The following is a 23,141-nucleotide window of genomic DNA, read 5'->3' as shown; positions in this document are numbered from 1 at the left end:
CCGGCTTGGCGCCGGGCTTTCCGCATTATCTTGCCGTCAGGCGGCTCAGGCCGACTTCTTCTTGTCGTCGTCTTCGTCGATTTCTTCGAAATCGGCATCGACCACGTCACTGTCCTTGGCGGCATCCGCCTTGGCGTCGGCTTCCGCGGCTTCCTTCTGCGAAGCCTCGTACATGGCCTGGCCAAGCTTCATCGAAGCCTCGGCGAGCACCTGACTCTTGGCCTCGATGTCGGCCGCATCGTCGCCCTCGGCAGCGGTCTTCAGTGCCGCGATCGCGTCCGATATCGCCGTGCGCTCGGCTTCCGAGACCTTGTCGCCATATTCCTTCAGCGACTTCTCGGAAGAATGCACCAGCGCCTCGGCCTGGTTGCGGGCCTCCACCACGGCGCGACGCTTCTTGTCGGCATCGGCATTGGCCTCGGCGTCCTTCACCATCTTCTCGATGTCGGCGTCAGAAAGGCCACCCGAGGCCTGGATGCGGATCTGGTGCTCCTTGCCGGTGCCCTTGTCCTTGGCCGAAACGTTGACGATGCCGTTGGCGTCGATGTCGAAGGTGACCTCGATCTGCGGCACGCCGCGCGGGGCCGGCGGAATGCCGACCAGGTCGAATTGGCCGAGCGGCTTGTTGTCGGCGGCCATTTCACGCTCGCCCTGGAAGACGCGGATGGTCACCGCCGACTGCGAATCCTCGGCGGTCGAGAACACCTGGCTCTTCTTGGTCGGGATCGTCGTGTTGCGTTCGATCAGCCGCGTGAACACGCCACCCAGCGTCTCGATGCCGAGCGACAGCGGCGTCACGTCGAGCAAGAGCACGTCCTTGACGTCGCCCTGCAGCACGCCGGCCTGGATGGCGGCGCCCAAGGCGACGACCTCGTCCGGGTTGACGCCCTTGTGCGGCTCCTTGCCGAAGAACTGCTTCACGATCTCCTGGATCTTGGGCATGCGGGTCATGCCGCCGACCAGGACCACTTCGTCGATCTCGCCAGCCTTCAGGCCGGCATCCTTGAGCGCCGCCTTGCAGGGCTCGATGGTGCGCTGGACGAGATCCTCGACCAGGCTTTCGAACTTGGCGCGGGTCAGCTTCAGCGTCAGGTGCTTCGGGCCGGTCGCGTCGGCGGTGATGAAGGGCAGGTTGATTTCGGTCTGCGTCGTCGACGACAGCTCGATCTTGGCCTTTTCAGCCGCCTCCTTGAGGCGCTGCAGGGCAAGCTTGTCGTTCTTCAGGTCGATGCCCTGTTCCTTCTTGAACTCGGCCGCCAGATATTCGACCAGCCGCATGTCGAAGTCCTCGCCGCCAAGGAAGGTGTCGCCGTTGGTCGACTTCACCTCGAACACGCCGTCGCCGATCTCGAGCACCGAAATGTCGAACGTGCCGCCGCCAAGGTCATAGACGGCAATGGTCTTGCCTTCCTTCTTGTCGAGGCCGTAGGCAAGTGCCGCGGCCGTCGGCTCGTTGATGATGCGCAGCACTTCGAGGCCGGCGATCTTGCCGGCGTCCTTGGTGGCCTGGCGCTGTGCGTCGTTGAAATAGGCCGGAACGGTGATGACCGCCTTCTCGACCTTCTCGCCGAGATAGGCTTCCGCCGTTTCCTTCATCTTCTGCAGGATCATGGCCGAGATCTGGCTGGGCGACTGCTTCTTGCCGCCGGCCTCGACCCAGGCATCGCCATTGTCGCCCTTGACGATCTTGTAGGGGACAAGCTTCTTGTCCTTCTCCGTCACCGGATCGTCATAGCGGCGGCCGATCAGGCGCTTGACCGCGAAGATGGTGTTTTCTGGATTGGTGACCGCCTGGCGCTTGGCCGGCTGGCCGACCAGACGTTCGCCGTCGCCCGAGATGGCGACGATGGAGGGCGTCGTGCGCGCGCCTTCCGCATTCTCGATCACCTTCGGCTCCTTGCCATCCATGATGGCGATGCAGGAGTTGGTGGTGCCGAGATCGATACCGATTACTTTTGCCATTTTTCTAGTCTCTCCGCTAAGCAGGCTCTCAGGACCCGGTAAGGCGTTCCGACGAAAGCCCCTGTTCACAAGAAATCCCGTTCCGGCAACCGGCATTCCGGCGCCGAACGGCTTGGCGCGTATATAAGAACAGGCAGCATCGCGCGCAAGCATTCTGCGCAACGCTTCCACGATCGTCGCAGGCGGAGGCAAAACGATCGCCCCGGCCGGCCGGGAGCGGACACGGGCGCGCCGCCCTGTCGAGGCCGCCGGGCCGAGGTCGCGCGCCCAACCGCCGATCGGCCTTGGCCGAGCCGGGCTTCCCGATTGCCGTGGGTTCAACCGCGCACGAATTCAATCAGCGCTTCGACCATGCGGTCGTTGAATTCCTGGCGGAATCGGTTCTTCTTCAGCCATTCCGGGTTGGAGCCGACCGTCTTGTTGGCGTCGACCACGATGCCCTTGCCGTCGACAATAAAATAGTCGATCGCGCCGAAATCGAGACGCAGCCGCTCCCTGACTGCCCTCACCTCGGCCGGAACGGCGCCGCCGACCTCATTGCTGATGATCTCCGATCCCTTGCAGAGAACGTCGTTATAGGTCTGCCGCATGTTCACTTCGGCACCGAGAAGGAACATGTAGCGGTGCTTGACGATCGGCAGGTCGAGGCTGTCGAAGGCGAATTTTTCGACCATCAGGCGCTCGTCCCCCCAGGTCTCGGGCGGAACCTGCGCCAAAGTGTCGTAGACGCGGTAGCGGGGGCACAGCCGTTCCTTGTAGCCGGGATCGGCGGTTTTGCGGACGAAATGCATCGCCCGCGTCCATCCGTTGCGATACTGCCGCCAGCGCAGTTCGGGCCGGCCCCTGCTGTTGAGAACGGTCTTGACGATGACCGGGCCGGAATGGCCGTCGCCGGCACCGATCCTGAGCGATGAATAGAGCTGCCGGTGGATGGACAGGGCATCGCCGTTGATGGTGCGCGCGTAGCGTCGGGCGATGTCGTGGTAAGGGTGTGGCACATCGGTCAGGTCGATGTGCAGCAGCGCCGCCGGCGCCAGATGCTCCCGCGCCGGACGATCGAGCACGCGCACCGTCATCCCTGCCTGCTCCAGGCGCGGCAGCAGCGACTGGATGGAATACTCCTCTCCCGAACGAAAATTGCCCAGGCTCTCCACATAGACATCGAGATCGGCGACATCGAGACCGGCTCGCATGGCTATGCCGCTATTCGCTGATGTCGACATTCGAGAAGTCGTGATGGTCGAACGGGTCCATGACGTAACCCTGGACCCGTTCGCGCATCGGTATCGACACCACGGAATGGGCAATGACCACCCATGGCGTCTGTTCCCGGAAGATTCCCTGCGCCTGGGCGTAAAGCTTCATGCGGGCATCGGGGTCGACGATCCCGGCAGCCTGCCGGAGCAGATCGTCGAAGGCAGGAAAACACCAGTTGGCGCGGTTGGTGGCGCCGACACCGGCGCAGCCGAGCGGCACCGAGAGGAAATTGTCGGGGTCGCCATTGTCGCCGGTGAAACCGAACAGCATGGCGCCATCGCGGTCGACCGGTTTGGAGCGGGCAAGATATTCGGCCCATTCATAGGTGACGATATCCACGGTGACGCCGATCCGCGCCAGGTCCGACTGGATCATCTCCGCCATGCGCTGGGCATTGGGATTGTACGGGCGCTGCACCGGCATCGCCCAGACCTTCATGTGCAGATCCTTGATGCCGGCATCGGTCAATGCCTGCCTGGCGGCATCGGGATCGAAAACAGGGTCTGGCGTGGTCTTGTCATAGGCCCAGGAGGTCGGCGGCAGCGGATTGCGCGCAATCTCACCGGTGCCCCGGAAGACGACGTCGACAAGCGCCTTCCTGTCGATGGCCATGTCGATCGCCTTTCTGACCCTTGGATCGTCGAACGGCTTCTGCAACGTGTTGAAGGCGAGGTATCCGGTGTTCAGTCCTTCCTGCTGCATGACCTTGATGCCGGGCGCCGTCTTGATCGCCGGCAGATCGGCGGGATTGGGATAGGGCATGACATCGCACTCGCCGGCGCGCAGCTTCTCCAGCCGGACGCTGGCATCGGTGGTGATGGCGAAGATGAGGTCGTCGATCCTCGTCCGGCCGCGCCAATAATCGGGATTGGCCTTGTAGCGGATGACCGCATCCTGCTGGTAGTCGACAAGCTGGAACGGACCCGTGCCGACCGGTTTCGTCGCCAGGTCGAGCGGCCGCTTTTCAGCCAGCAGCCTGTCGGCATATTCCCTGGAAACAACAGAGGCAAAGTCCATCGCCAGATTGGCAAGCATCGGCGCATGAGGCGCCTTGAGCGTCATGACGACGGTGTAGTTGTCGAGCTTGCGCCAACTGGCGACGAGGCGCGGCATGCCCATGCCGTCGAAATAGCCGTAGGGGCGGCTGGCATAGTTGTGGAACGGGTTCTGCGCGTCTGCCTGGCGCTCGAAGGTGAACAGCACGTCGTCGGCATTGAAATCGCGGCTTGGCGTAAAGCCATCGACGGTGTGAAACTTCACGCCGTGCCTGAGGTGGAAGGTGTAGGTGAGGCTGTCGTCCGAAATCTCCCATTTCTCTGCCAGGCCGGGACGCACTTTGGTGGTGCCGGGTTCGAACTCGACAATGCGGTTGTAGAGCGCCGTGGCGGAGGCGTCACGGGTGCCGGAAGCGAGAGCCGGGTCGAACGTGTCCGGACTGGCCTCCGTGCAATAGACCAAGGTCTTGGCCATGGAATCATCAACTGGCAACGCGAAAAGAGAAAGCGTCGCCAGGAGCAGAACAGAGCGCTTGCTTGTCATGATGCCCCCCAAGGCATGCCCAAAGGGCTGGGCGGATGCTATCAGAAGACAGCAGCGCCGGTAAGCCGGCCCGCCGACGATGAACCTTTCCGCTTCCGCCCGCGACTGATGTCCAGGCGCCGCATGGTGCGCGCCTGGAAAGGAAGCCCCCATGACCAGCAACCCCGAGGCTCCGAGGTCCGCGGGAACAACAGGAGCTCGGCGCGACCACCGCCTTCGGGACGGGGTCGATGCGCTGGGCTTCCCGCTGATTCCGTTGACCCAGCGTAAGAGCGGTAGTAACGTAACCGTGAGGAAAGCAGACAATTCGATCAGGGAAAAACGTGCCGGACCACCGCGCCTTTCCCTGATTTGCGCGGCGACGCCGGATGTTTCTCCCGTGGCTAACGGGGGTAGCTTCATGTCTCGCGTCCGCGGCACGCGCGTGTCTTCTTTGATATATTCTCCTTTGACATATTCTCTTGAGGGCCGTTTGCGCCGCGCCGTCCACGCAGGCGGCTTGCTGGCGCTGGCGCTCGGCGCGGGCCTGTGGCTTGGCGGTGCCGCAAAGGCGCAGGAAACCCAGATCATCTATCCCGGTTCGATGGCGGTCACCGGATTTTCCGGCACCGTCATTCCCAATTTCGACCCCCCTGATTCCGAAAAAGGGGGCCTGCCGCCCGGCGTCGATCCCGTCGACGAAACCTTCATAGACACCGCGCGCGCCACCTTGCGCGTGTTCGACGTTTCGCATCTCGGCGGGCCGGCCTCGGGCCAGCTCGTCTTCACGCCGCCGCCTTTCGAGGTGACATCAGGCCAGATCGGCCAGGTGTTCGGCCTCACCTATGACGACGGCGTGCGCGATGGCGTCCCGTCGGGCATTCCGAACCTCTATGCCGGCGCCAGCTCGCTGCACGGCATCCGCATCGTCACGCCCGATACCGACGAGGACGACAGGCCGGAGCGGCAGCGCCGCGGCATGGCGGGCGCCACCTTCATGGAGGGCCAGTTCGGCACCGAGAACGGTGGCGGGCCGGGCACCGTCTGGAAGATCGACGGCATCACCGGCCAGGTCGCCAAATTCGCCGACATCGACACCAACAGCGGTCCCGGCATCGGCAATCTCACCTTCGATCCGATCCACCGCCAGTTCTTCGCTTCCGACCTCGACACCGGCCTCGTCCATCGCATCGACGCCGGCGGCAGACTGATCGACACCTTCGACCATGGTGTTGCAGGGCGCCCGGCGCACGGGCTGGCTCCCGCCGCCGACGATGGCGCGGTGATGGACATCCAAGGTGCCGCCTTCGACAGCGAAGATCCCGAAACCTGGGGTTACACGCAGGACGAACGCCGCGTCTGGGCCGTCTCCTATCATGGCGGCCGGCTCTACTACTCGGTTGGCGAAAAGGCCGAAATCTGGTCGGTGGGCATTGCCCGCGACGGCAGCTTCGCCGGCGACCCGCGTTGGGAGCTGACGGTCAAGGCCGACAAGGACTACGCCGTCACCGACATCGCCTTCGACAACAGCGGCTTCATGTACCTGGCCCAGCGCGGCCCGGTCGAAAACCGCTACGATTACAGCCAGTTCGCCGATTCCGGCAAGGGCGAGGTCATCCGCTACTGGCGCGAAAATCCCGACGATCCGGAGACGGAATCGGTCTGGGTGGAAGCGCCGCAGGAATATGCGGTGGGTTTCCCGCAGGCCAACCGGCAGTCGGCCGGCGGCGTCGACCTGCAATATGGCTATGACGCCGACGGCAATCTCGACACCTCGGTCTGCACCCAGACGCTGGTCAACACCGGCGACAAATTGCGCGACAATCCGGCCCTTGCCGAGAAACTCGCCGCCGGCGGACCGCTCGCCGTGCACGGCGTGCAGCTCACGCCCAAGGAACTGGTCAAGCCGGCCAATGTGCCGCCCTTCGGCTCCTGGTTCGTAGACTTCGACGGCTATTTCGAAGACCCCGAGGTGGAAGGCCATGTCGGCGACGTCGCCGTCTGGCACCCCTGTGAGGGCCGCGCCGGCTATTATGAGGAAATCCCGGGCGGCTACCTGCCCCCCTTCTATCCGCCGGACTTCCCACCGCCCGGCAATCTGCCTCCCTGCCTCGATGTCGAGGACGTGCGGTATTTCTGCACGCCGCGCGGGCTCGAGGCCGATCTCTACCTCCATGACCATGCCGGCTTCGGTGGCGATTCGATCAAGGCCCAATCCAGGACGCCGGGCGTCGGGGTGACATCACCTCAGTCGCATGCGCCGGGCAAGCCGTACACGATCGATGTCACCGGCCATTATCCGGGCGACAGAGTGGATGTCGGGCTTTGCTTCTACAGGCAATCCGACAAGGACAAGGGTGGCTACTACCCTTGCTGCAAGATGACCTTGCCGCTCCGTACCCCAGCCGTCAGCTGCGAACGTTGAGGAGGGGAAGATGAACATTCTTGCCCCGTCCTCACCCGCGATCCCTCAAAAAACCGTCATGGAGACGATCATGAAACCCCTGTCACTCGCCAGGCGCGGTGCGCGCTGGCTGATGGCGGCCGGTATCGCGGTCGCCACCCTGACCCCGCTGCCCAGCCTTGCGGAAGACGCTGCCCCGATCACCCCGGAGTTGAGGCTCGACCTCGACAATTCGCGCATCATCAATCCGCGGCCGGACCGGATCGTGCCCTTCTTCACCAAGACGGGCACGCAAAGAGGCTGCGACTATGTCGTCTATTCGCTGAACTTCGGCTTGCGCGGCGATCCGCAGGGCTTTGCCGATCCAGGTCTCGCGGCCAGGCTGAGCAAGCTCAGGATCGAGTTCAAGGACCAGCTCCCGCACGGCCTTGCCATCGTCAATGTCAACGTCTCCGGCGACGGCACGGATTCCTCCGGCGGACCGCTGCCGGGCGCCACGATCAGCAATTCGGCGGGCCCCAACGACACGGCGATGGTTTCCGATTTCCGGATTTCCGCCTCCGACCTGGACGGCTCCGGCGCGCCGAATGAACGCGTCATCACCTTCAAAATCACGGCCAAGATCGACCATGCGGCGTTTCCCTCGCCGACCATCGTCGACAACCAGGGTCTGATCAAGGTGACCAACGGAACCGGCACCGGGACCATCATCCCGTCGCAGGATCCGGGCAAACCCGACGATGGTGACTACAAGACCGGCGCCAAGACGTCGATCAAGATCGATCTCACCAAATGCAACCCGCCACCGCCACCTCCCGGCAAGGAATGCTTCAAAGTGGAGCGCGGCACGGTCGACTGCGTGCCCGGCGGCGGCGCCTTCATCTATCATATGCCGGTAGGCCCGGAGATGGGCGGCAAGTGGGTGCAGGTCTCGACGGCCACGCCCGGCGTCACCATCATTCCCGATACGCAACTGGTGCCGGCGGGGGGCGGAGTGCTCAACTGGAAGATCGTCGGCGCATCGCCCGGCGACGTCATCCACCTCATCGTCACCGGCATCGAAACCTATGCCGGCCCGAAGGAGGGTTGGGGGCTGTGCTGCACGCAGACCATCGACATCGTCATTCCGCGTGACCAGAAGTGCCCGCCCAGGGACAAGGAGCCGGACCTCAAGGTCGAGAAACGCGCCGACGTGACGCGTTGCACGATGGGCGGCGGCTGCGACTTCACCATCAGGGTCACCAATGTCGGCACCGCGCCCTATAACGGCAAGATCGTGCTCGACGAGGTGACGCTGCCGGCCGGTTCGACGCTGAGTTCAGGGCCCAATCCGCCCTGGGTCTGCGTGCCCGGCACCACCCCGATGATTTGCACCCATCCGGTGACCACGCTCAATCCGGGCGCCTCCGTCGATCTCAAGCTCGGCTTCAAGCCGGCCGGAGGTTGGCAAGGCAGCAGCTTGCGCAACTGCGCCACCTACAATTATGGCGCCAGTGGCAAGCCGCTGTTCGGCAGCCAGTCGAACGACCGTGGCTGCGCCTCGATCCCGATCTGCCGCCGTGGCGACCGCGACCGCGACTGCCAGCCGCCGGTGGAGAAGAAGGTCGACCTGATCCTGAAGAAGCGTGCCCGCGTCCCGGTCTGCACGGCCGACGGCATCTGCTACTTCGTGATCGACATCATCAACAACGGCAGCGCCACCTACAATGGACCGCTGACGGTCATCGACAACTACCCAGGCGGCGCGCCGGCCTCCTCGACCTTCGGGCCGAGCCCGCCCTGGACATGCGGACCGAACGGTCCTGGCCAGTTCCGCTGCGACAATGCAGGCATCTCGCTGCCTCCAGGCGCCTCGACGCCGATCGTCGTCAAGGCGGTGATGCCGGCCGGCTACCAGTCGGACACGGTCGAGAACTGCGCGGCGGTAAAGCCCATCCCCGGTGAGGTCGACCTCACCAACAACAAGGCCTGCGCCAAGGAACGCTTCCGTCATCCCAATGGCGGCAAGCCGACCCTGCGCATCACCAAGGTCTGCAACGCCTCGCTCGCCGGTGCCGCGTTCGTCTCTTGCCGCATCACCGTCATCAGCCTTGGCACCGCTGCCCCCACCGGTCCGGTGCGGGTCAACGATGCCGCCACGCTGGTGGCCGGCGGTGCGCCCGTCCAGATCCAGACCGTCACTCCCGACGGCGCGGAATGGGCATGCGGACCGGTGCCTGCCAATGCGCTGTCCTGCAAGATTCCCGGTGCCGTCATGACACCCGGAACATCCAGGCACTTCGACGTGACGGTCTCGGCGAATGGCGAGTTCGAGAACTGCGCGCGCGGCTCCTACGGGCCGGCGCCCGGCGACGACGTCGTCTATCCGATCGGCCAGGCCTGCGCCAAGGGCGGCGGCTCTTCGACCATCCGCGTCGAAAAGACCGGCGACCGCGAATGCAGGCTCGGCCAGCCCTGCTCGTTCGACATAACCATATCAAATGATGGGACGAGCCCCTTCTCCGGTCCGGTCCGCATCGGTGATGCGATCGGCGTGGAAGGACTCGGCCGGCTGGACGGCGTTGCGATCACCTCGATCGACCCGCCTTTCGGCTGTTCGCCCGAGCCGGCAACCTTGCCCCTGTCCTGCATCGCCAACCTGTCGCTCGGTGCCGGCGAAAGCCAGTCGCACCATGTCACCGTGGTCATTCCCGACGACGGCCGCCTGGCCAACCTGCAGGGCGACGTCAACGGCCAGAACTGCGTCGGCGTGCTCTCTCCCGACACGCGGGTGCAAGGCGGCGGCGACGTCTTGTCCAAGGATGCGGCCAATGTGCAGGGCGATCGCGGCAAGGCCTATGCGTGCCACCCCTTCATCATCACGCATGAGGTGAAGAAGGAGTGCTCGCCGGGCTTCGTCATGAACGATGCGGGCCGCTGCGTCTGCCCGGAAGGCACCACCTTCCGCAACGGCCAGTGCACCGGCGGCGGCACCAACGTTCTGCCGACGCCACCGCCGCCGAAGCGCTGCGTGCTGCTCGAAGGCCAGATCCGCACCGAGGACGGGCGTTGCGTCTGCCCGCGCGGCACGGCGCTCGAGAACGGAAAATGCGTCAGGACCGACAAGCCCGAGCAGTGCACCATCCGTGGCCAGGTCCACGACGCGGACGGCGACTGTGTCTGCCCGAGAGGAACCGAAGTGCGCAACGGTGCCTGCCGTCCGGTCCGGCCGAAGCCCGAGCAGTGCACCATCCGTGGCCAGGTCCACGACGCCGATGGCGACTGTGTCTGCCCGAGAGGAACCGAAGTTCGCAACGGTGCCTGCCGTCCGGTCCGACCGGAGCCCGAGCAGTGCACCATCCGTGGCCAGGTCCACGACGCCGATGGCGACTGTGTCTGCCCGAGAGGAACCGAAGTTCGCAACGGTGCCTGCCGTCCGGTCCGGCCGGAGCCCGAGCAGTGCACCATCCGTGGTCAGGTCCACGACGCCGACGGCAATTGCGTCTGCCCGCGGGGTACCGAGGTGCAAGGCAATGCCTGCCGGCGCAAGCAGCCGCAGTTGGAGCAGTGCGACATCCGCGGCCAGGTCCACAACAAGCGCGGCGAGTGCGTCTGTCCGCGAGGGACTGAGGTAATCGACGGTGCATGCCGCAAGCCCAGGCAACAGACGGAATGCGCTCCGGGCTCGCAGATGATCGATGGCCAGTGCCAGCCGATCATCAGGCGGCGCTGCCCGGAAGGCACGATCGGGCGGTATCCGAACTGCCGGCCGATACGCGGGCAGCCGTCGCTGGAGCTCAACCCGGGACTGCTCCTGCAGCAGGTGCTGCCACGGCTCAGGCCGCAGACCGAACAGCAGCAGGATCCGGCTGCAAACAGGATCCTGAAACTCCAGCAGCAATAACCATCTGCTCGATGCCAGACGAAAAACCCGCCGGAGCGATCCGGCGGGTTTTTCGTCACGGCGCCGGGCAGCGGAAATTGACCGCAACGCCGCAACGCCACCCGAGCCTGTGGAGCCGCCGTGCCGGCACCCTCGACAAGTCGCCCGCCGCGCATTAGGCAGTCGATCCAGGGTGACCGGCATGAAGGCGCCCGGAAAGGCCGCGAGATGAGCAAAAAGACCTTGATCGCACCTTCGGTGCTGGCTTCGGACTTTTCCAAGCTTGGCGACGAGGTCGAGGCCGTCGTGGCCGCCGGCGCCGACTGGATCCATCTCGACGTCATGGATGGCCATTTCGTCCCCAACATCACCTTCGGCCCGCCGGTCATCAAGGCAATCCGCAACCGCACCAAGGCCTTCTTCGACTGCCATCTGATGATCGCGCCGGCCGATCCCTATCTCGCCGCCTTCGCCGACGCCGGCTGTGACGGCATGACGGTGCACGCCGAGGCCGGGCCGCATCTCGACCGCTCGCTGCAGACCATCAGGAACCTCGGCAAGAAAGCCGGCGTCTCGCTCAACCCGGCGACGCCGGAAAGCGCTGTCGAATACGTACTCGACCGGCTCGACCTGATCCTGATCATGACCGTCAATCCGGGTTTCGGCGGTCAGGCCTTCATTCCAGGGATCGTCGACAAGGTGAGACGGGTCAAGGCGCTGATCGGCGATCGGCCGATCCGCATCGAGATCGACGGCGGCGTTTCGGCTGAAACCGCCCCCCTGGTCACCGCTGCCGGCGCAGACGTGCTGGTCGCCGGCGCCGCCATCTTCAAGGGCGGCAGCGTCGAGGCCTACCGTGCCAATATCGAGGCGATCCGGACGGCGGCCGACAAGGCCGCCGGCTAAGCACGGCGCGGTCATCCGTTTCCAGTTGCAAAAGGCCGGCTAAGGATTTGTGCGGATGCCTCTCCGGCCCGGCACGGCCGAATCAGCCTCGCCAAGGCCGCCTGATAGCGGCGCGTGTTTCGTTGTCTTTGCGCGCGACAGAAAAGATGCTCGCACAAGCACAGAGGAACAGATGATCCTGCGTGCATACAAAACATGTTAAGCTTCCACTGGTTGTAGCGGCGTGAAAATCCGCGCGAGCCGGCGGCGGATTAGCGTATATTTCTTTGTTCTAAAGTACGATAATGCGATCTTCTGCTTGAGCGCCCGAAGGTAGGCGTTATAGGGTACATGTACGGAGAGGGACTGTTTCCGGACTCGAATTGCCCAAATTAAGAACTGGGGACAAAGGAGTCGTCTTTTGACCTACGGAGCTGCCAATCTGAACGACGACGGCACAGGATCCAAAAGCACGCTTGCCAGTACGGTCTATCATCAGCTGCGCGATGATCTCCTCGGCGGTGCTCTCGAAACTGAAAGCAAGCTGCGGGTCGAGTGGGTTGTTTCCAAATATGGCGCCGGCGCCTCTCCGGTTCGCGAAGCCCTCAACCGTCTTGCCTCCGAAGGGCTTCTTGGCCGCCACGACCAGCGCGGCTTCTTCATCATGCCGGTCTCCGCGTCGGAGCTCGAGGAGCTGACGCGCACCCGCTGCTGGCTCGAGGAACGCGCCCTTCGCGAATCCATTGCCCACCGCACCGCCGAATGGGAAGAACAGCTGGTGCTGGCGCTGCATCGCCTGGGGCGCGCGTCACGGCTCTCGCCGCCTGATCTCCCGTCGATCAATCCGGATTGGGAGAAATTGCACCGCACCTTCCATCGGGTGCTGATCTCGGCCTGCCGGTCGCACTGGCTGGTGGGTTTCTGCGACCAGCTTTCCGATCACGCTTATCGCTATCGGCAAATGGCCAGGGACGGCGAAGGCATCCAGCGCGACGATTTCGCCGAACACCGGCTGATCGCCGAATGCGCGCTGGACGGCAATGCCGACGGTGCCGTCCAGGCACTGATCGATCACTACCAGCTGACCGCTTCCATGTGCATGGAGCGCTTCAAGCAGAACGAAACGGCCGCCGCCCCGGCCGAACGCGCCCGACGCTAGCGAGGCCTCGATCGTCGGATCGCCGATCATTCCAATCATTCGGGACAGACGTTGCGGGCTGGATCGCCGTTTGCGGTCTTGACGGCACGGCCGGGAAACGCGAACGCTTCGCCGCCGGGCATGCGGCCAGAAGCGCATGCCCGGCGCCGCCATTGCCGTCACCGCAGGAAGACTTCATGAGCAATCATCTGTTCGATGCGTTCCGGTCCCGGATGCCGGCGCCCGGGCGTCTGTTGATGGAAACCGACGATGGCCGCTCGCTCACCTATGGCGACATGCTGGCGCGGTCGGGACAGCTCGCGCATGCGCTGCTGCAACTGGGTGTCGAGCCCGGCGATCGGGTGGCCGTGCAGGTCGAGAAGAGCCCGGAGGCGGTCCTGCTCTATCTCGCCTGCGTGCGCGCCGGTGCCGTCTTCCTGCCGCTCAACACCGCCTACACGCTGACCGAACTTGGCTATTTCTTCGACGACGCGGCACCTCGGGTCATCGTCTGCGATCCGGCAAGGGCTGCGGATGTCGCTGCGATGGTCGAGCCGTCCGGCGCCGTCGTGGTCCCGCTCGACCGCAACGGCCAGGGATCGCTGGCGGACCAGGCATCGCGGCAATCGTCCGACTTCCATGATGTCGAGCGGGGCGGGGACGATCTTGCCGCGATCCTCTACACGTCGGGAACGACCGGCCGCTCGAAAGGCGCCATGCTCAGCCACGAGAATCTGGCCTCGAACGCGCGGGTGCTGGTCGATCAATGGCGCTTCACGACGGACGATGTGCTGATCCACGCGCTGCCGATCTTCCACACCCATGGCCTGTTCGTCGCCACCAACGTTGTCCTGATGGCCGGCGCCTCGATGCTGTTCGAACAGAAATTCGATGCGGGCCGCATCGTCTCGCTCCTGCCGCGCGCAACAGTGCTGATGGGCGTGCCGACCTTCTACGTACGCCTGCTGCAGCAGGATGGCCTGGACCGCGAGGCGGCGAAGACAATCCGCCTGTTCGTGTCGGGCTCGGCACCGCTGCTGGCCGAGACGCACAGGGCCTGGCGCGAGCGCACCGGCCACGCCATCCTCGAACGCTACGGCATGACCGAAACCAACATGAACACGTCGAACCCATATGAGGGCGAACGGCGCGCCGGCACGGTCGGTTTCCCCTTGCCCGGCGTGTCGCTGCGCATCGCCGACCCCGACAGCGGGAGGACGCTGGCACAAGGTGAGGTCGGTATGATCGAGGTGAAGGGCCCAAACGTGTTCGGCGGCTACTGGCGCATGCCGGAAAAGACCAAGGCGGAATTCCGTGCCGACGGCTTCTTCATCACAGGCGATCTCGGCATGATCGACGCCGACGGCTATATCCACATTGTCGGCCGGGGCAAGGACCTGATCATTTCAGGCGGATACAACATCTATCCGAAGGAACTCGAAAGCGAGATCGACGCGCTCGACGGGGTCTTGGAAAGCGCCGTCATCGGCGTCGCCCATCCGGATTTCGGCGAAGGCGTCACCGCTGTCGTCGTGCGGGCGCCGGCGTCGCGGATCACCGGCGCCGAAATCCTCCGTGCCATCGCCGGGCGCGTGGCGAAGTACAAGCATCCGAAGCAGGTGATCTTCGTCGACGAACTGCCGCGCAACACGATGGGCAAGGTCCAGAAGAATCTTCTGCGCGACGCCTACAAGGATCTCTACGCGTCCTGATCAGGCCAGGCCTTTTTGGGAGACATGGTGAACCGCTCTAGCCACGGTTGGAAGCGCCGGAGCCGGAGCCCCACAAGGCACGCTTCAGCAAGCTGCGTTTGCGCTTGCGCGGGATGAGGTCGATATCGCTGACGAGCTTGGCGCCGCCCTCACGCCTTTCCAGGGTGATCTTGCGGCTGTGGAAGGCTTCGAGCTCCGCGCGATGCGCCACGCTGATGATGGTGACATCAGGCAGTTCGCGGATCACCGTCATCATCATCGTGTCCTGGCTCGTCTCGTCGAGCGCCGAGGTCGCTTCATCCAGCACCACGATATCGGGGCGATGCAGCAGCAGGCGCGCGAAGGCGAGGCGCTGCTTTTCGCCGCCCGACAGCGTCTGGTCCCATGGCGCCTCTTCCTTGATCCTGTCGGTGAGATAGCCGAGCCCCACCTTGTCGAGGGCAGCCTTGATCTGCTTGATCGTCCACTTGTCCGCCGCCGCCGGATAGGCGACCGCGCGGCGAAGCGTGCCGGTGGGGATGTAGGGGCGTTGCGGCAGCATGAACAGGCGCCTGCCGGCGTGGAAATTGACGTTGCCGCCGCCCCATGGCCACAGGCCCGCAACGGCCCGCACCAAGGTCGACTTGCCCGAACCGGATTCGCCGGCCACCAGCACCCGCTCGCCCGGTTCGATTTCGACCTTTGTTTCCTTGACCACGGAGGAGCCGTCGTCGAGCGTCACGGAGAGATTGTCGAGGCTGAGCATCGCGCCGTCTTCGGTCTCGCCATGCTTGATGCGCCCCAGCTCGTCGCTCTGCTCGGCGCGCTCCAGCCCATCGAGCGACATCATCAGCGAGGCGATGCGGCGTGCGGAGGCGTTCCAGTCGGCAAGACGTGGATAATTGTCGACCAGCCATCCGAAGGCGCCCTGCACGATGGCGAAGGCCGAGGCCGCCTGCATGACCTGGCCGAGCGACATCGAGCCTTCGAGGAATTTTGGCGCGCATAGCAGCACCGGCACGACCGGCGCGAACAGGCTCGAGCCCTGCGAGACCAGTGCCGTGCGCATATGCTGTCCGGTCAGTTGTGCCCATCGCTTCAGCACGCCGGCAAAGGTCCTGTCGATGCCGCTGCGTTCCTCCTCCTCGCCGCCGAGCAACGCAATGCTCTCGCCGTTTTCGCGCACGCGGGTCAGCACGTAGCGGAACTCGGCTTCCGACTGGTTCTTTTCCTCGGACAGCCGGACGAAATCGCGGCCGATGATGACCATCGAGGTGGAGGTGATCGCGGCATAGATCACGGCCGTGATGACGAGGAAACCGGGCACGGTGAAGGTCGAGCCTCCCAATGTAAAGTTCAAGGCTCCGCCGATCGTCCACAGCACCACGATGAAGGTCGAGGCCGACAGTGTGGCGATGATCACGCCGGAGATGAAATCGACGGGCGACTCGGTGGCGATCCGCAGATCCTCGGTGAGGCGGGCTTCGGGGTTCGAATGGTCGCCCGCGACGAGGTTCAACTGATAGTAGCGGCCATTGGTAAGCCAGCGCGCTATGACCGACGTCGTGAGCCAGGACCGCCAGCGGCGCTGCATCGTCATGCGCAGATAGACCTGCGCGATGACAAGGCTCGCGCTTCCGGCAACGAGGGGCAGGAATATGGCGCTGAGCACATAGACGGTGTGGACGTTGCGTTGCTCGATGGCGTCGAAGAACGCGCGGTTCCAGACGTTGATCCCGTATTGGAAGCCGACATTGATGACGATCAGGATCAACAGCCCGATTGAAAGCGGCCAGGCGAGCTTGTCGCCCTGCCGCCCCCAATAGCCGCGCCCGCTGATCCAGAAGCGCCGCAGCAGGTATTTCTTGCGCGCCTGCTCGGCCTCTTCTGGCGTCAGCTGCGGATCGGGTTCGATAGCTTCCGGTGGCGGCCCCGCCTGACCGTCGACCTCCGGCGCCGCGTCGGCGGGCGTTGGCTTTTCTTCGCGCGGCTTCTCTTCGCCAAGGGTCTGGTCACGCGGCCCTTGCGGCCGCGACTTTCCTCGACGCGGCTTAGGATTGCCGCGCGGTCTGATGCCGTCGGCCGGTGTCGATTTGGGTTTCGCCTCGGACATACGTTCCGACAACGGACTCAAAATCAAAAGGTTTCATGACGTCTGTTCGGGATGCCAAGCTTCCAGCGGCACCGGTCATGCCGGGTACAGCAGCGCGACGACATGATCGGCTATCGCCAGACTTGCCGTCAGGCCGGGGCTCTCTATGCCGAACAGGTTGACGATCCGGCCGAGGCCATGGTCGGCAGGCCCCTGGATCATGAAGTCGGCCGCCGGCTGGCCGGGACCCGACAGTTTCGGCCTGATGCCGGCATAGGCCGGTTGCAGGGCGTCATCGCCGAGGTCGGGCCAATAGCGGCGGATCGCTTCGTAGAAGACGGCGCTCCGGCCTGGATCGACCGTGTAGTCCACGTGGTCGATCCATTCGACATCAGGCCCAAAGCGCGCACTGCCGCCAAGGTCGTGCGTCAAGTGGACACCGAGGCCGCCTTCGACCGGAACCGGGTAGATCAGCCGCGAAAACGGCGACCGGCCTGGAAGCGCGAAATAATTTCCGCGTGCCAGCCACTGCCGGGGGATGAGGCTTTGCGGTAACCCCTCGATCCGGCCGGCCATGGCCTGCGCGTCGAGGCCCGCCGCGTTGACGAAGGCGCGGGCCTCCAAGGCGAAGGTCTCGCCATCGGCATCGCGCGTGTCGACACGGATGCCGCCTGCGCCGATCGTCGCGCCGGCCACGCAGGTGAGGAAAGCGAAGGTCGCGCCGGCCGCCTCGGCGTCGCCGCGCAGCGACAGCATCAAGGCATGGCTGTCGATAATGCCGGTCGACGGCGACACCAGCGCGCCGGCGCATGTCAGCGCCGGCTCCAGGCTTTCGGCTTCGCCGCGCGTCAAAAGCTCGAGGTCCTCGACCCCGCAGCGGCGCGCATTGGCCTGGATCGTCCGCAACCCGTCCATCTGCGCTGGCTCGCTGGCGACGATCAGCTTGCCGGTCCGCGCATGGCCGACGCCGTGCTCGGCGCAGTAGGCGTGGAGGAGCCGGCGGCCTGCGACGCAGAGCTGGGCCTTGAGGCTGCCCGGCGCATAATGGAGCCCGGCATGGATGACTTCGGAATTGCGCGAACTGGTGACGGTGCCGATCGCATCGGCTTGCTCGATGACCACCACCTCGCGGCCCGACAAGGCAAGCGCCCTGGCGACGGCAAGCCCGACGACGCCTGCTCCGGCGACAACACAGTCGATTGCCTGCATGGGCCCGCTTCCAGGATTACGCGCCGGCTGAAAAAACCTTGTCGCCGCCGATCCAGACGCTTCCTATGCCGAGATCGTCCGACAGCGCAACGATATCCGCCGCCGTGCCGTTGGCAAGGCGTCCAAGCCGGTGCGACTGGCCGATCGCCTGTGCCGGATAGAGCGAGGCCATGCGCAAGGCTTCGGAAAGGTCGAGCCCGACGACGCGGTGCATGAACCGGATGGCCGAGATCATGTCGAGGTCGGCGCCGGCCAGCGTCCCGTCGGCAAGCCTGAGGCTCCCATCCTTGCGGTAGATGGTGCGGCCGTTGAGCGTGAACGAGCTCATGTCGGTGCCGATCGTCGCCATCGCGTCGGTGACCAGCACGATCTTGCCCGGCCCCTGCTTGGCCTCGAGTGCGATCCTGATGGTTGCCGGATGGACGTGGATGCCGTCGGCGATCAGCCCGGCGGACAAGGTGCCGATGTCGATCGCCGTGCCCGCCAGCCCCGGCTCGCGGTTGCCGATCTGGCTCATCGCGTTGAACAGGTGGGTGACCACGCTGGCTCCCGCCTCGGCGAAGGCTTTTGCCGTGGCATAGCCGGTGTCCGAATGGCCGAGGCTGACGATGATGCCGGCCTTGGTCAATGCCGTGACGCGGGCCGGCTCGACGGATTCGGGCGCTATCGTGGTGAGCAGCACCGGCAGCTTGCGCCGCGCCGCGATCAGCATCGACTGGTCGGCGTCCGTCATCGGCCGGATCAGCGCCGGGTCATGCGCACCTTTGCGCGCGATCGACAGATGCGGCCCTTCGAGATGCAGGCCGAGGAAGCCTGGCACCTTCTGCATTGTCGCTGCTTCGCCTGCGGCAATCGCGGCGGCCGTGATGTCAGGCGTGTCGGTGATCAGCGTCGGCAGCAGCGCGGTCGTGCCGAACGGCGCGTGCGCCCGGCATATGGTCTCGATCGAGGCGACGTCGGGGTGGTCGTTGAGCATGACGCCACCGCCGCCATTGACCTGGATGTCGACGAAGCCCGGCACCAGCATGCCGCCGCCGGTCTCGACGACGCGGACGTCCGAAGGGATGGCGCCGGTGGGCAAAATAGCCTCGACGAGGCCGTCGCGCACGACGAGCGCCGCGCCTTCATGCCAGTCGTCGCCGTCGAAAATCCGGGCGCCAGTCAGGGCAAAACGATCGCTCATACGGTCTCCGTCACCTTGCGAAGGTTGCGCGGCGTGTCCGGATCGAGGCCGCGATGGCGCGCGAAGGCCTCGACGAACATGTAGAAGGAGACGATCAGCGTCAGCGGGTCGGTCAGCGGGTGACCGGTGGCGACATGCGGCAGGCGCGTGGCGCGGTTGGCAAGCACGGAGGTGACGAACACCGGCGCGCCCTTGGCCGCCAGGCTATCGGCGGCTTCGGCGACGGACGGTTCGGACGCATCGCGCGCGGCCAGCGCCAGCACCGGAAAATCCGGACCGATCAGCGCCAGCGGGCCGTGCATGACTTCGGCCGCGCTGTAGGCCTCGGCATGCATGCCGCAGGTCTCCTTGAATTTCAGCGCTGCCTCGTTGGCCATCGCCGCGGACGGTCCACGGCCGAGGATGAACAGCGACTTCTGCTTTTCGATCGTTTCGGCCAGCACGCTCATCCAGTCGCAGGCGATCGCCTTGCCGAAATGTTCGGGCAGGCGGGCAAGTGCGGCAAGCAGCGCGACGTCGCCGGTGGAATGCGCCATCAAGGCGAGGCCGGCGACGGCGGAATTGATGAAGGTCTTGGTCGCCGCGACGCTGCGCTCAGGCCCGGCCAGGATGTCGATCGCATAGTCCGAGGCGCGCGCCAGCGGCGAATCGGCGGTGTTGGTGATGGCGATGGTCAGGGCGCCGCCGGTCCGTGCGGTCTCGGCCATGGCGACGATGTCGGGGCTCTTGCCCGACTGCGAGATCGCCAGGCACGCCGATCCGGCAAGCCGGAGTTTGCGGCCATAGATCGAAGCGATGGAAGGGCCGACTGAGGCGACGGCAAGGCCCGCGGTCAGCTCGACGGCATATTTCATGAAGGTGGCGGCATGGTCGGACGAGCCGCGCGCCACGGTGACGACGAAATGCGGGTCGCGTTCCCGGATGCCATGCCCGGCCTCGGAGAGCACGGTGCCGGAGCCGTCGAGCAGGCGGGCGACGGCCTGCGGGATCTCCTCGATCTCGCGCCGCATATGGGTGATTTCAGTCATGGTCGGCCCTCTTCGCTCGGCCCTGTCAGCCGCAGTTCGGCGACGAAGTCGTAGGCGTCGCCCCGGTAGATCGAGCGGGTGAATTCGATCACCTTGCCGCTCGCCAGATAGGAAATACGTTCGATGTGCAGGCCGGCAATGCCCGGCGGCACTTCCAGCAGGCGCGCGTCGCTGTCGCCGAGATTGGCGGCCGAAATGCGCTGCACCGCCCGCACCGGCCGGTTGCCTGTCATCTCCAGGGCGGCGTAGAGCGAGGAGCCTATGGCCGCCGGATCGGGCAGCACGCTGGCCGACAGCGAGGCGCGTTCGATCGCCAGCGGCGTGTCGTTGGCGATGCGCAGGCGCGCCACGCGCGCCACCAGTTCGCTCGACGACAGGCCGAGCACCATCATCTCGTCGGGCGAGGGCGCGTAGAGGCCGCGGTCGAGCCAGGCCGAACGCACCGCCATGCCGCGCCGCGCCATGTCCTCGGTGAACGAGGTCAGTCGCGACAGCGACTGCTCGACGCGCTCCATGCGCGGCGCCACGAAGGTCCCGGAGCCATGGCGCTGCACCAGGATGCCGCCCTTGACCAGGTCCTGCACCGCCTTGCGCACCGTGACCCGCGAAATGTCGGCCTTGGTGGCGATGTCGCGCTCGGAAGGCAGCGCGTCGCCCGGCCCGATCAGGCCGCGGTTGACCGCGTCCTCGATGCTCTTGCGAAGCTGCAGATAGAGCGGCGCGCCGCTCTGCGCCGACTGCTTCAGCGTTGCGAAGATCTGGTCGGCGGCGTCGCTCATCGAGCCGCCTCCGACTGTCCGGCGAAAAGCCGCACCGCCATCTGCACGGCGCCGCCCAGTGCGTCGTCGAGCGGCGGCTTCAGGAGCGCCCGGTAGCGCGCCGACAGGCGCGGCGCGTAAAGCGGCGCTAAGCCGCCGAGCAGGCAGAGCGGCGCATCGTCGGCGAGGTCGAGCGCGCCAAGCGAGGCTTCGACATCGGCGACTATCCTGTCCAGGATCCAGTTGGCGACGCTGTCGCCTTTTTCGGCGTGTTCGAATACCTTGGGCGCAAAGCCGCCGAAATCGCCGGGCTTGGCATTGGTGGTGAACTCGACCACGTCCTCCGGATTGTTGCGGAAAACCGCCATCATGCTGTCGGTCAGCGGCGACCCCTCGCGCACGCCGTCATAGGCAAGCAGCGTCTGTTCGAGCAGGTCGCGGCCGATGCGCGCGCCGCTGCCCTGGTCGCCGACCTGGAATCCCCAGCCGCCGATGGCGCGCGACTTGCCTTGTCTGCGCGCCATGTAGGCGGTGCCGGTGCCGAGGATCGCCATGGCGCCGTCGCCCGACCCAACGGCACCTTCCAGCGCGATCTCGGCATCGGTCTCGACGCGGCTGACGCTGAATGGCAGGACCGCTTCGAGCTGCTGCCGGTAGGTGCCGACATTGGCGCCGGCAAGCCCGAGAATGGCCGGTGTCTGCGGAATCAACTCCGGGTTCTGCCCGGCGGCGATGAACGCCTGCCGCGCCGCCTCGACGATGTTCGAACGGGCGCCGGTAAGGTCGGTGCGGATGTTGGCGGCGCCGCTTTTGGCACGGCCGAGGACCATACCGTCCATATTTGCCAGGGCGGCCCTGCAGCTGGTGCCGCCGCCATCGATACCGAGCACGAAATTCACGTGATTTCTCCTCCGGGCGGATAATACCAATAAAATACCAATAGCCAAGGGTTAATTTCCGTTTCAAAAAGATTAAGGCGTATTTTATTGAAAATCCTAGGCATTTCGTCGGCTCAGCGATTTCCGGGCCACGAATTCGTTAATGCTTGTGGACAAGTGGTATTTTTTTGGTATTGTTCTGGTATTGGAGGTACCGGGATGGCCGAAACGCGCACCGAAGCGCTTCACAGGAATGCCGAGGGGCTGGATATCCAGGCCCCGGAAGCCATCCTTGCTTCGCTGTTCGATGCGCAGGTCGAGGCCGCCAAGGCCGTCCGCAACGCCATTCCGTCCATCGCCAAGGCTGCCGAGATCATCGCCGACAGGCTGACTGGCGGCGGCAGGCTGGCCTATGCCGCGGCAGGCAGTTCCGGCCTGATGGCGCTGGCCGATGCGTTGGAATTGCCCGGCACCTTCGGCATCGAACGCGACCGTATCGCCATACTGATCGCCGGCGGCGACAAGGCTTTCCACACGCTGGCCGGTGGGCCCGAGGACGACACGGAGGAGGCCGCGGCGGCGGTCGCCAGTGCGGGCATCGGCAAGGGCGACTGCCTGATCGCCGTTTCGGCCAGCGGCACGACACCCTATGCGGTGCGCGCCATCGAGGAAGCGGCCCGCCGCGGGGCGGCCACCATCGGCATCGCCAACAACCGGGATTCGGCCCTGCTCCAGCAGGCTGGAACCGCCATCCTGCTCGAAACGCCACCGGAAGTGATCGCCGGCTCGACGCGCATGGGCGCCGGCACTGCCCAGAAGATCGCGCTCAACATGCTGTCGACCTTGACTGCCGTCCATCTCGGCCACGTGCATGACGGTTACATGGTCAACCTCATGGCCGACAACATCAAGCTGCGCGACCGCGCCGCGCGCATCGTCGCCGCCGTCAGCGGACGCGGCAGGGACGAAGCCGCCCAACTGCTCGAGAAGAGCGGCGGCGCGGTCAAGACCGCCATTCTGCTCGCTGCCGGCGCCGACAGTGCCGATGCGGCGCGGAAGATACTGGAGGGGACCGGCCAGAAGCTGCGGCCAGCCCTTTCCGCGCTGGAGCATGATCCCGAAAAGTGGAACCCACTTTTCGGAAAAGATCGTGCTCGAACAAGGAAGTAGGGCCTGTTTCATCCCGATTTCCATCGGGGTGAGACGGGCTTGAGAGGGGAGCAAGGGGTCAAAAGCCTCTGTTCTCATCAAAACCGAACCTGAAAAAGGTCAACAG

Annotated in this window: 15 protein-coding genes; 6 read left to right on the top strand and 9 right to left on the bottom strand. The window is 65.1% G+C overall.

Going from position 1 to position 23,141, the window contains the following annotated elements:
* Positions 1 to 45: 45 nt before the first annotated feature.
* From dnaK to AC0NIH_RS03385, 3 genes are all read right to left on the bottom strand, one after another.
* Positions 46 to 1,962: a molecular chaperone DnaK gene (dnaK, locus tag AC0NIH_RS03395; protein WP_013891973.1), complete on the bottom strand. Its 1,917-nt coding sequence runs from the start codon at positions 1,960 to 1,962 to the stop codon at positions 46 to 48.
* A 317-nt stretch (positions 1,963 to 2,279) separates the two neighbouring features.
* Complete coding sequence (locus AC0NIH_RS03390; protein WP_473466601.1) at positions 2,280 to 3,185, bottom strand: hypothetical protein; 906 nt, start codon at positions 3,183 to 3,185, stop codon at positions 2,280 to 2,282.
* Entirely contained in the window at positions 3,166 to 4,758 is a 1,593-nt protein-coding gene (locus AC0NIH_RS03385) for an ABC transporter substrate-binding protein (protein ID WP_473466603.1), read from the bottom strand. Before AC0NIH_RS03385 ends, AC0NIH_RS03390 begins: the two co-directional genes overlap by 20 nt.
* A 151-nt stretch (positions 4,759 to 4,909) precedes the next feature.
* Here AC0NIH_RS03385 and AC0NIH_RS03380 point away from each other — a divergent pair, with 151 nt between their 5' ends.
* The 5 genes from AC0NIH_RS03380 (at position 4,910) to AC0NIH_RS03360 (ending at position 14,738) form a co-directional block, all read left to right on the top strand.
* Entirely contained in the window at positions 4,910 to 7,162 is a 2,253-nt protein-coding gene (locus AC0NIH_RS03380) for a hypothetical protein (protein WP_473466604.1), read from the top strand.
* Between the two features lie 10 nt (positions 7,163 to 7,172).
* A complete protein-coding gene (locus AC0NIH_RS03375; protein WP_474025151.1) occupies positions 7,173 to 11,024 on the top strand; it encodes a DUF7929 domain-containing protein in 3,852 nt (1,283 codons plus the stop codon).
* Positions 11,025 to 11,231: 207 nt separating this feature from the next.
* Positions 11,232 to 11,909 (top strand): ribulose-phosphate 3-epimerase, encoded by a 678-nt coding sequence (gene rpe / locus AC0NIH_RS03370; RefSeq protein WP_023765372.1) that lies wholly within the window; start codon positions 11,232 to 11,234, stop codon positions 11,907 to 11,909.
* A gap of 400 nt (positions 11,910 to 12,309) precedes the next feature.
* The gene (locus AC0NIH_RS03365) at positions 12,310 to 13,047 is read left to right on the top strand and encodes a GntR family transcriptional regulator (RefSeq protein ID WP_473468117.1); all 738 of its coding nucleotides are present in this window, start codon (positions 12,310 to 12,312) and stop codon (positions 13,045 to 13,047) included.
* A gap of 176 nt (positions 13,048 to 13,223) precedes the next feature.
* Entirely contained in the window at positions 13,224 to 14,738 is a 1,515-nt protein-coding gene (locus AC0NIH_RS03360) for a malonate--CoA ligase (protein ID WP_473468119.1), read from the top strand.
* A 37-nt stretch (positions 14,739 to 14,775) separates the two neighbouring features.
* Here the strand turns inward: AC0NIH_RS03360 and AC0NIH_RS03355 are convergent, their stop codons facing one another.
* The 6 genes from AC0NIH_RS03355 to AC0NIH_RS03330 all read right to left on the bottom strand — a co-directional run bounded on the left by AC0NIH_RS03355 (position 14,776) and on the right by AC0NIH_RS03330 (position 21,886).
* The gene (locus AC0NIH_RS03355; RefSeq protein ID WP_473468121.1) at positions 14,776 to 16,830 is read right to left on the bottom strand and encodes an ABC transporter ATP-binding protein/permease; all 2,055 of its coding nucleotides are present in this window, start codon (positions 16,828 to 16,830) and stop codon (positions 14,776 to 14,778) included.
* Between the two features lie 75 nt (positions 16,831 to 16,905).
* Positions 16,906 to 18,018: an NAD(P)/FAD-dependent oxidoreductase gene (locus AC0NIH_RS03350; protein ID WP_473468124.1), complete on the bottom strand. Its 1,113-nt coding sequence runs from the start codon at positions 18,016 to 18,018 to the stop codon at positions 16,906 to 16,908.
* A gap of 16 nt (positions 18,019 to 18,034) precedes the next feature.
* Positions 18,035 to 19,201 carry an N-acetylglucosamine-6-phosphate deacetylase gene (nagA, locus tag AC0NIH_RS03345; protein ID WP_352712188.1) on the bottom strand — a complete coding sequence of 389 codons (1,167 nt, stop codon included), beginning with the start codon at positions 19,199 to 19,201 and terminating at the stop codon, positions 18,035 to 18,037.
* Positions 19,198 to 20,229: an SIS domain-containing protein gene (locus AC0NIH_RS03340; protein ID WP_473468125.1), complete on the bottom strand. Its 1,032-nt coding sequence runs from the start codon at positions 20,227 to 20,229 to the stop codon at positions 19,198 to 19,200. The genes nagA and AC0NIH_RS03340 overlap by 4 nt, the downstream gene beginning before the upstream one ends.
* Entirely contained in the window at positions 20,226 to 21,008 is a 783-nt protein-coding gene (locus tag AC0NIH_RS03335; protein WP_224686398.1) for a GntR family transcriptional regulator, read from the bottom strand. The genes AC0NIH_RS03340 and AC0NIH_RS03335 overlap by 4 nt, the downstream gene beginning before the upstream one ends.
* Complete coding sequence (locus tag AC0NIH_RS03330; protein ID WP_473468127.1) at positions 21,005 to 21,886, bottom strand: glucosamine kinase nucleotide-binding domain-containing protein; 882 nt, start codon at positions 21,884 to 21,886, stop codon at positions 21,005 to 21,007. The genes AC0NIH_RS03335 and AC0NIH_RS03330 overlap by 4 nt, the downstream gene beginning before the upstream one ends.
* Before the next feature lie 198 nt (positions 21,887 to 22,084).
* On the opposite strand from AC0NIH_RS03330, the gene AC0NIH_RS03325 reads away from it, so the two are divergent.
* Positions 22,085 to 23,035, top strand: a complete 951-nt coding sequence (locus AC0NIH_RS03325) for an N-acetylmuramic acid 6-phosphate etherase (protein WP_473468129.1) — start codon at positions 22,085 to 22,087, stop codon at positions 23,033 to 23,035.
* The last annotated feature ends 106 nt before the right edge of the window (positions 23,036 to 23,141 follow it).

This window comes from Mesorhizobium sp. WSM1386 (assembly GCF_055901595.1).
This window is presented reverse-complemented; position numbering and strand designations above follow the sequence as displayed.

Excerpts from the sequence above, each read along its gene's own strand:
- dnaK (WP_013891973.1), bottom strand. The coding sequence starts at position 1,962 with ATGGCAAAAGTAATCGGTATCGATCTCGGCACCACCAACTCCTGCATC.
- AC0NIH_RS03390 (WP_473466601.1), bottom strand. The coding sequence starts at position 3,185 with ATGTCGACATCAGCGAATAGCGGCATAGCCATGCGAGCCGGTCTCGAT.
- AC0NIH_RS03385 (WP_473466603.1), bottom strand. The coding sequence starts at position 4,758 with ATGACAAGCAAGCGCTCTGTTCTGCTCCTGGCGACGCTTTCTCTTTTC.
- AC0NIH_RS03380 (WP_473466604.1), top strand. The coding sequence starts at position 4,910 with ATGACCAGCAACCCCGAGGCTCCGAGGTCCGCGGGAACAACAGGAGCT.
- AC0NIH_RS03375 (WP_474025151.1), top strand. The coding sequence starts at position 7,173 with ATGAACATTCTTGCCCCGTCCTCACCCGCGATCCCTCAAAAAACCGTC.
- rpe (WP_023765372.1), top strand. The coding sequence starts at position 11,232 with ATGAGCAAAAAGACCTTGATCGCACCTTCGGTGCTGGCTTCGGACTTT.
- AC0NIH_RS03360 (WP_473468119.1), top strand. The coding sequence starts at position 13,224 with ATGAGCAATCATCTGTTCGATGCGTTCCGGTCCCGGATGCCGGCGCCC.
- AC0NIH_RS03355 (WP_473468121.1), bottom strand. The coding sequence starts at position 16,830 with ATGTCCGAGGCGAAACCCAAATCGACACCGGCCGACGGCATCAGACCG.
- AC0NIH_RS03350 (WP_473468124.1), bottom strand. The coding sequence starts at position 18,018 with ATGCAGGCAATCGACTGTGTTGTCGCCGGAGCAGGCGTCGTCGGGCTT.
- nagA (WP_352712188.1), bottom strand. The coding sequence starts at position 19,201 with ATGAGCGATCGTTTTGCCCTGACTGGCGCCCGGATTTTCGACGGCGAC.
- AC0NIH_RS03340 (WP_473468125.1), bottom strand. The coding sequence starts at position 20,229 with ATGACTGAAATCACCCATATGCGGCGCGAGATCGAGGAGATCCCGCAG.
- AC0NIH_RS03335 (WP_224686398.1), bottom strand. The coding sequence starts at position 21,008 with ATGAGCGACGCCGCCGACCAGATCTTCGCAACGCTGAAGCAGTCGGCG.
- AC0NIH_RS03325 (WP_473468129.1), top strand. The coding sequence starts at position 22,085 with ATGGCCGAAACGCGCACCGAAGCGCTTCACAGGAATGCCGAGGGGCTG.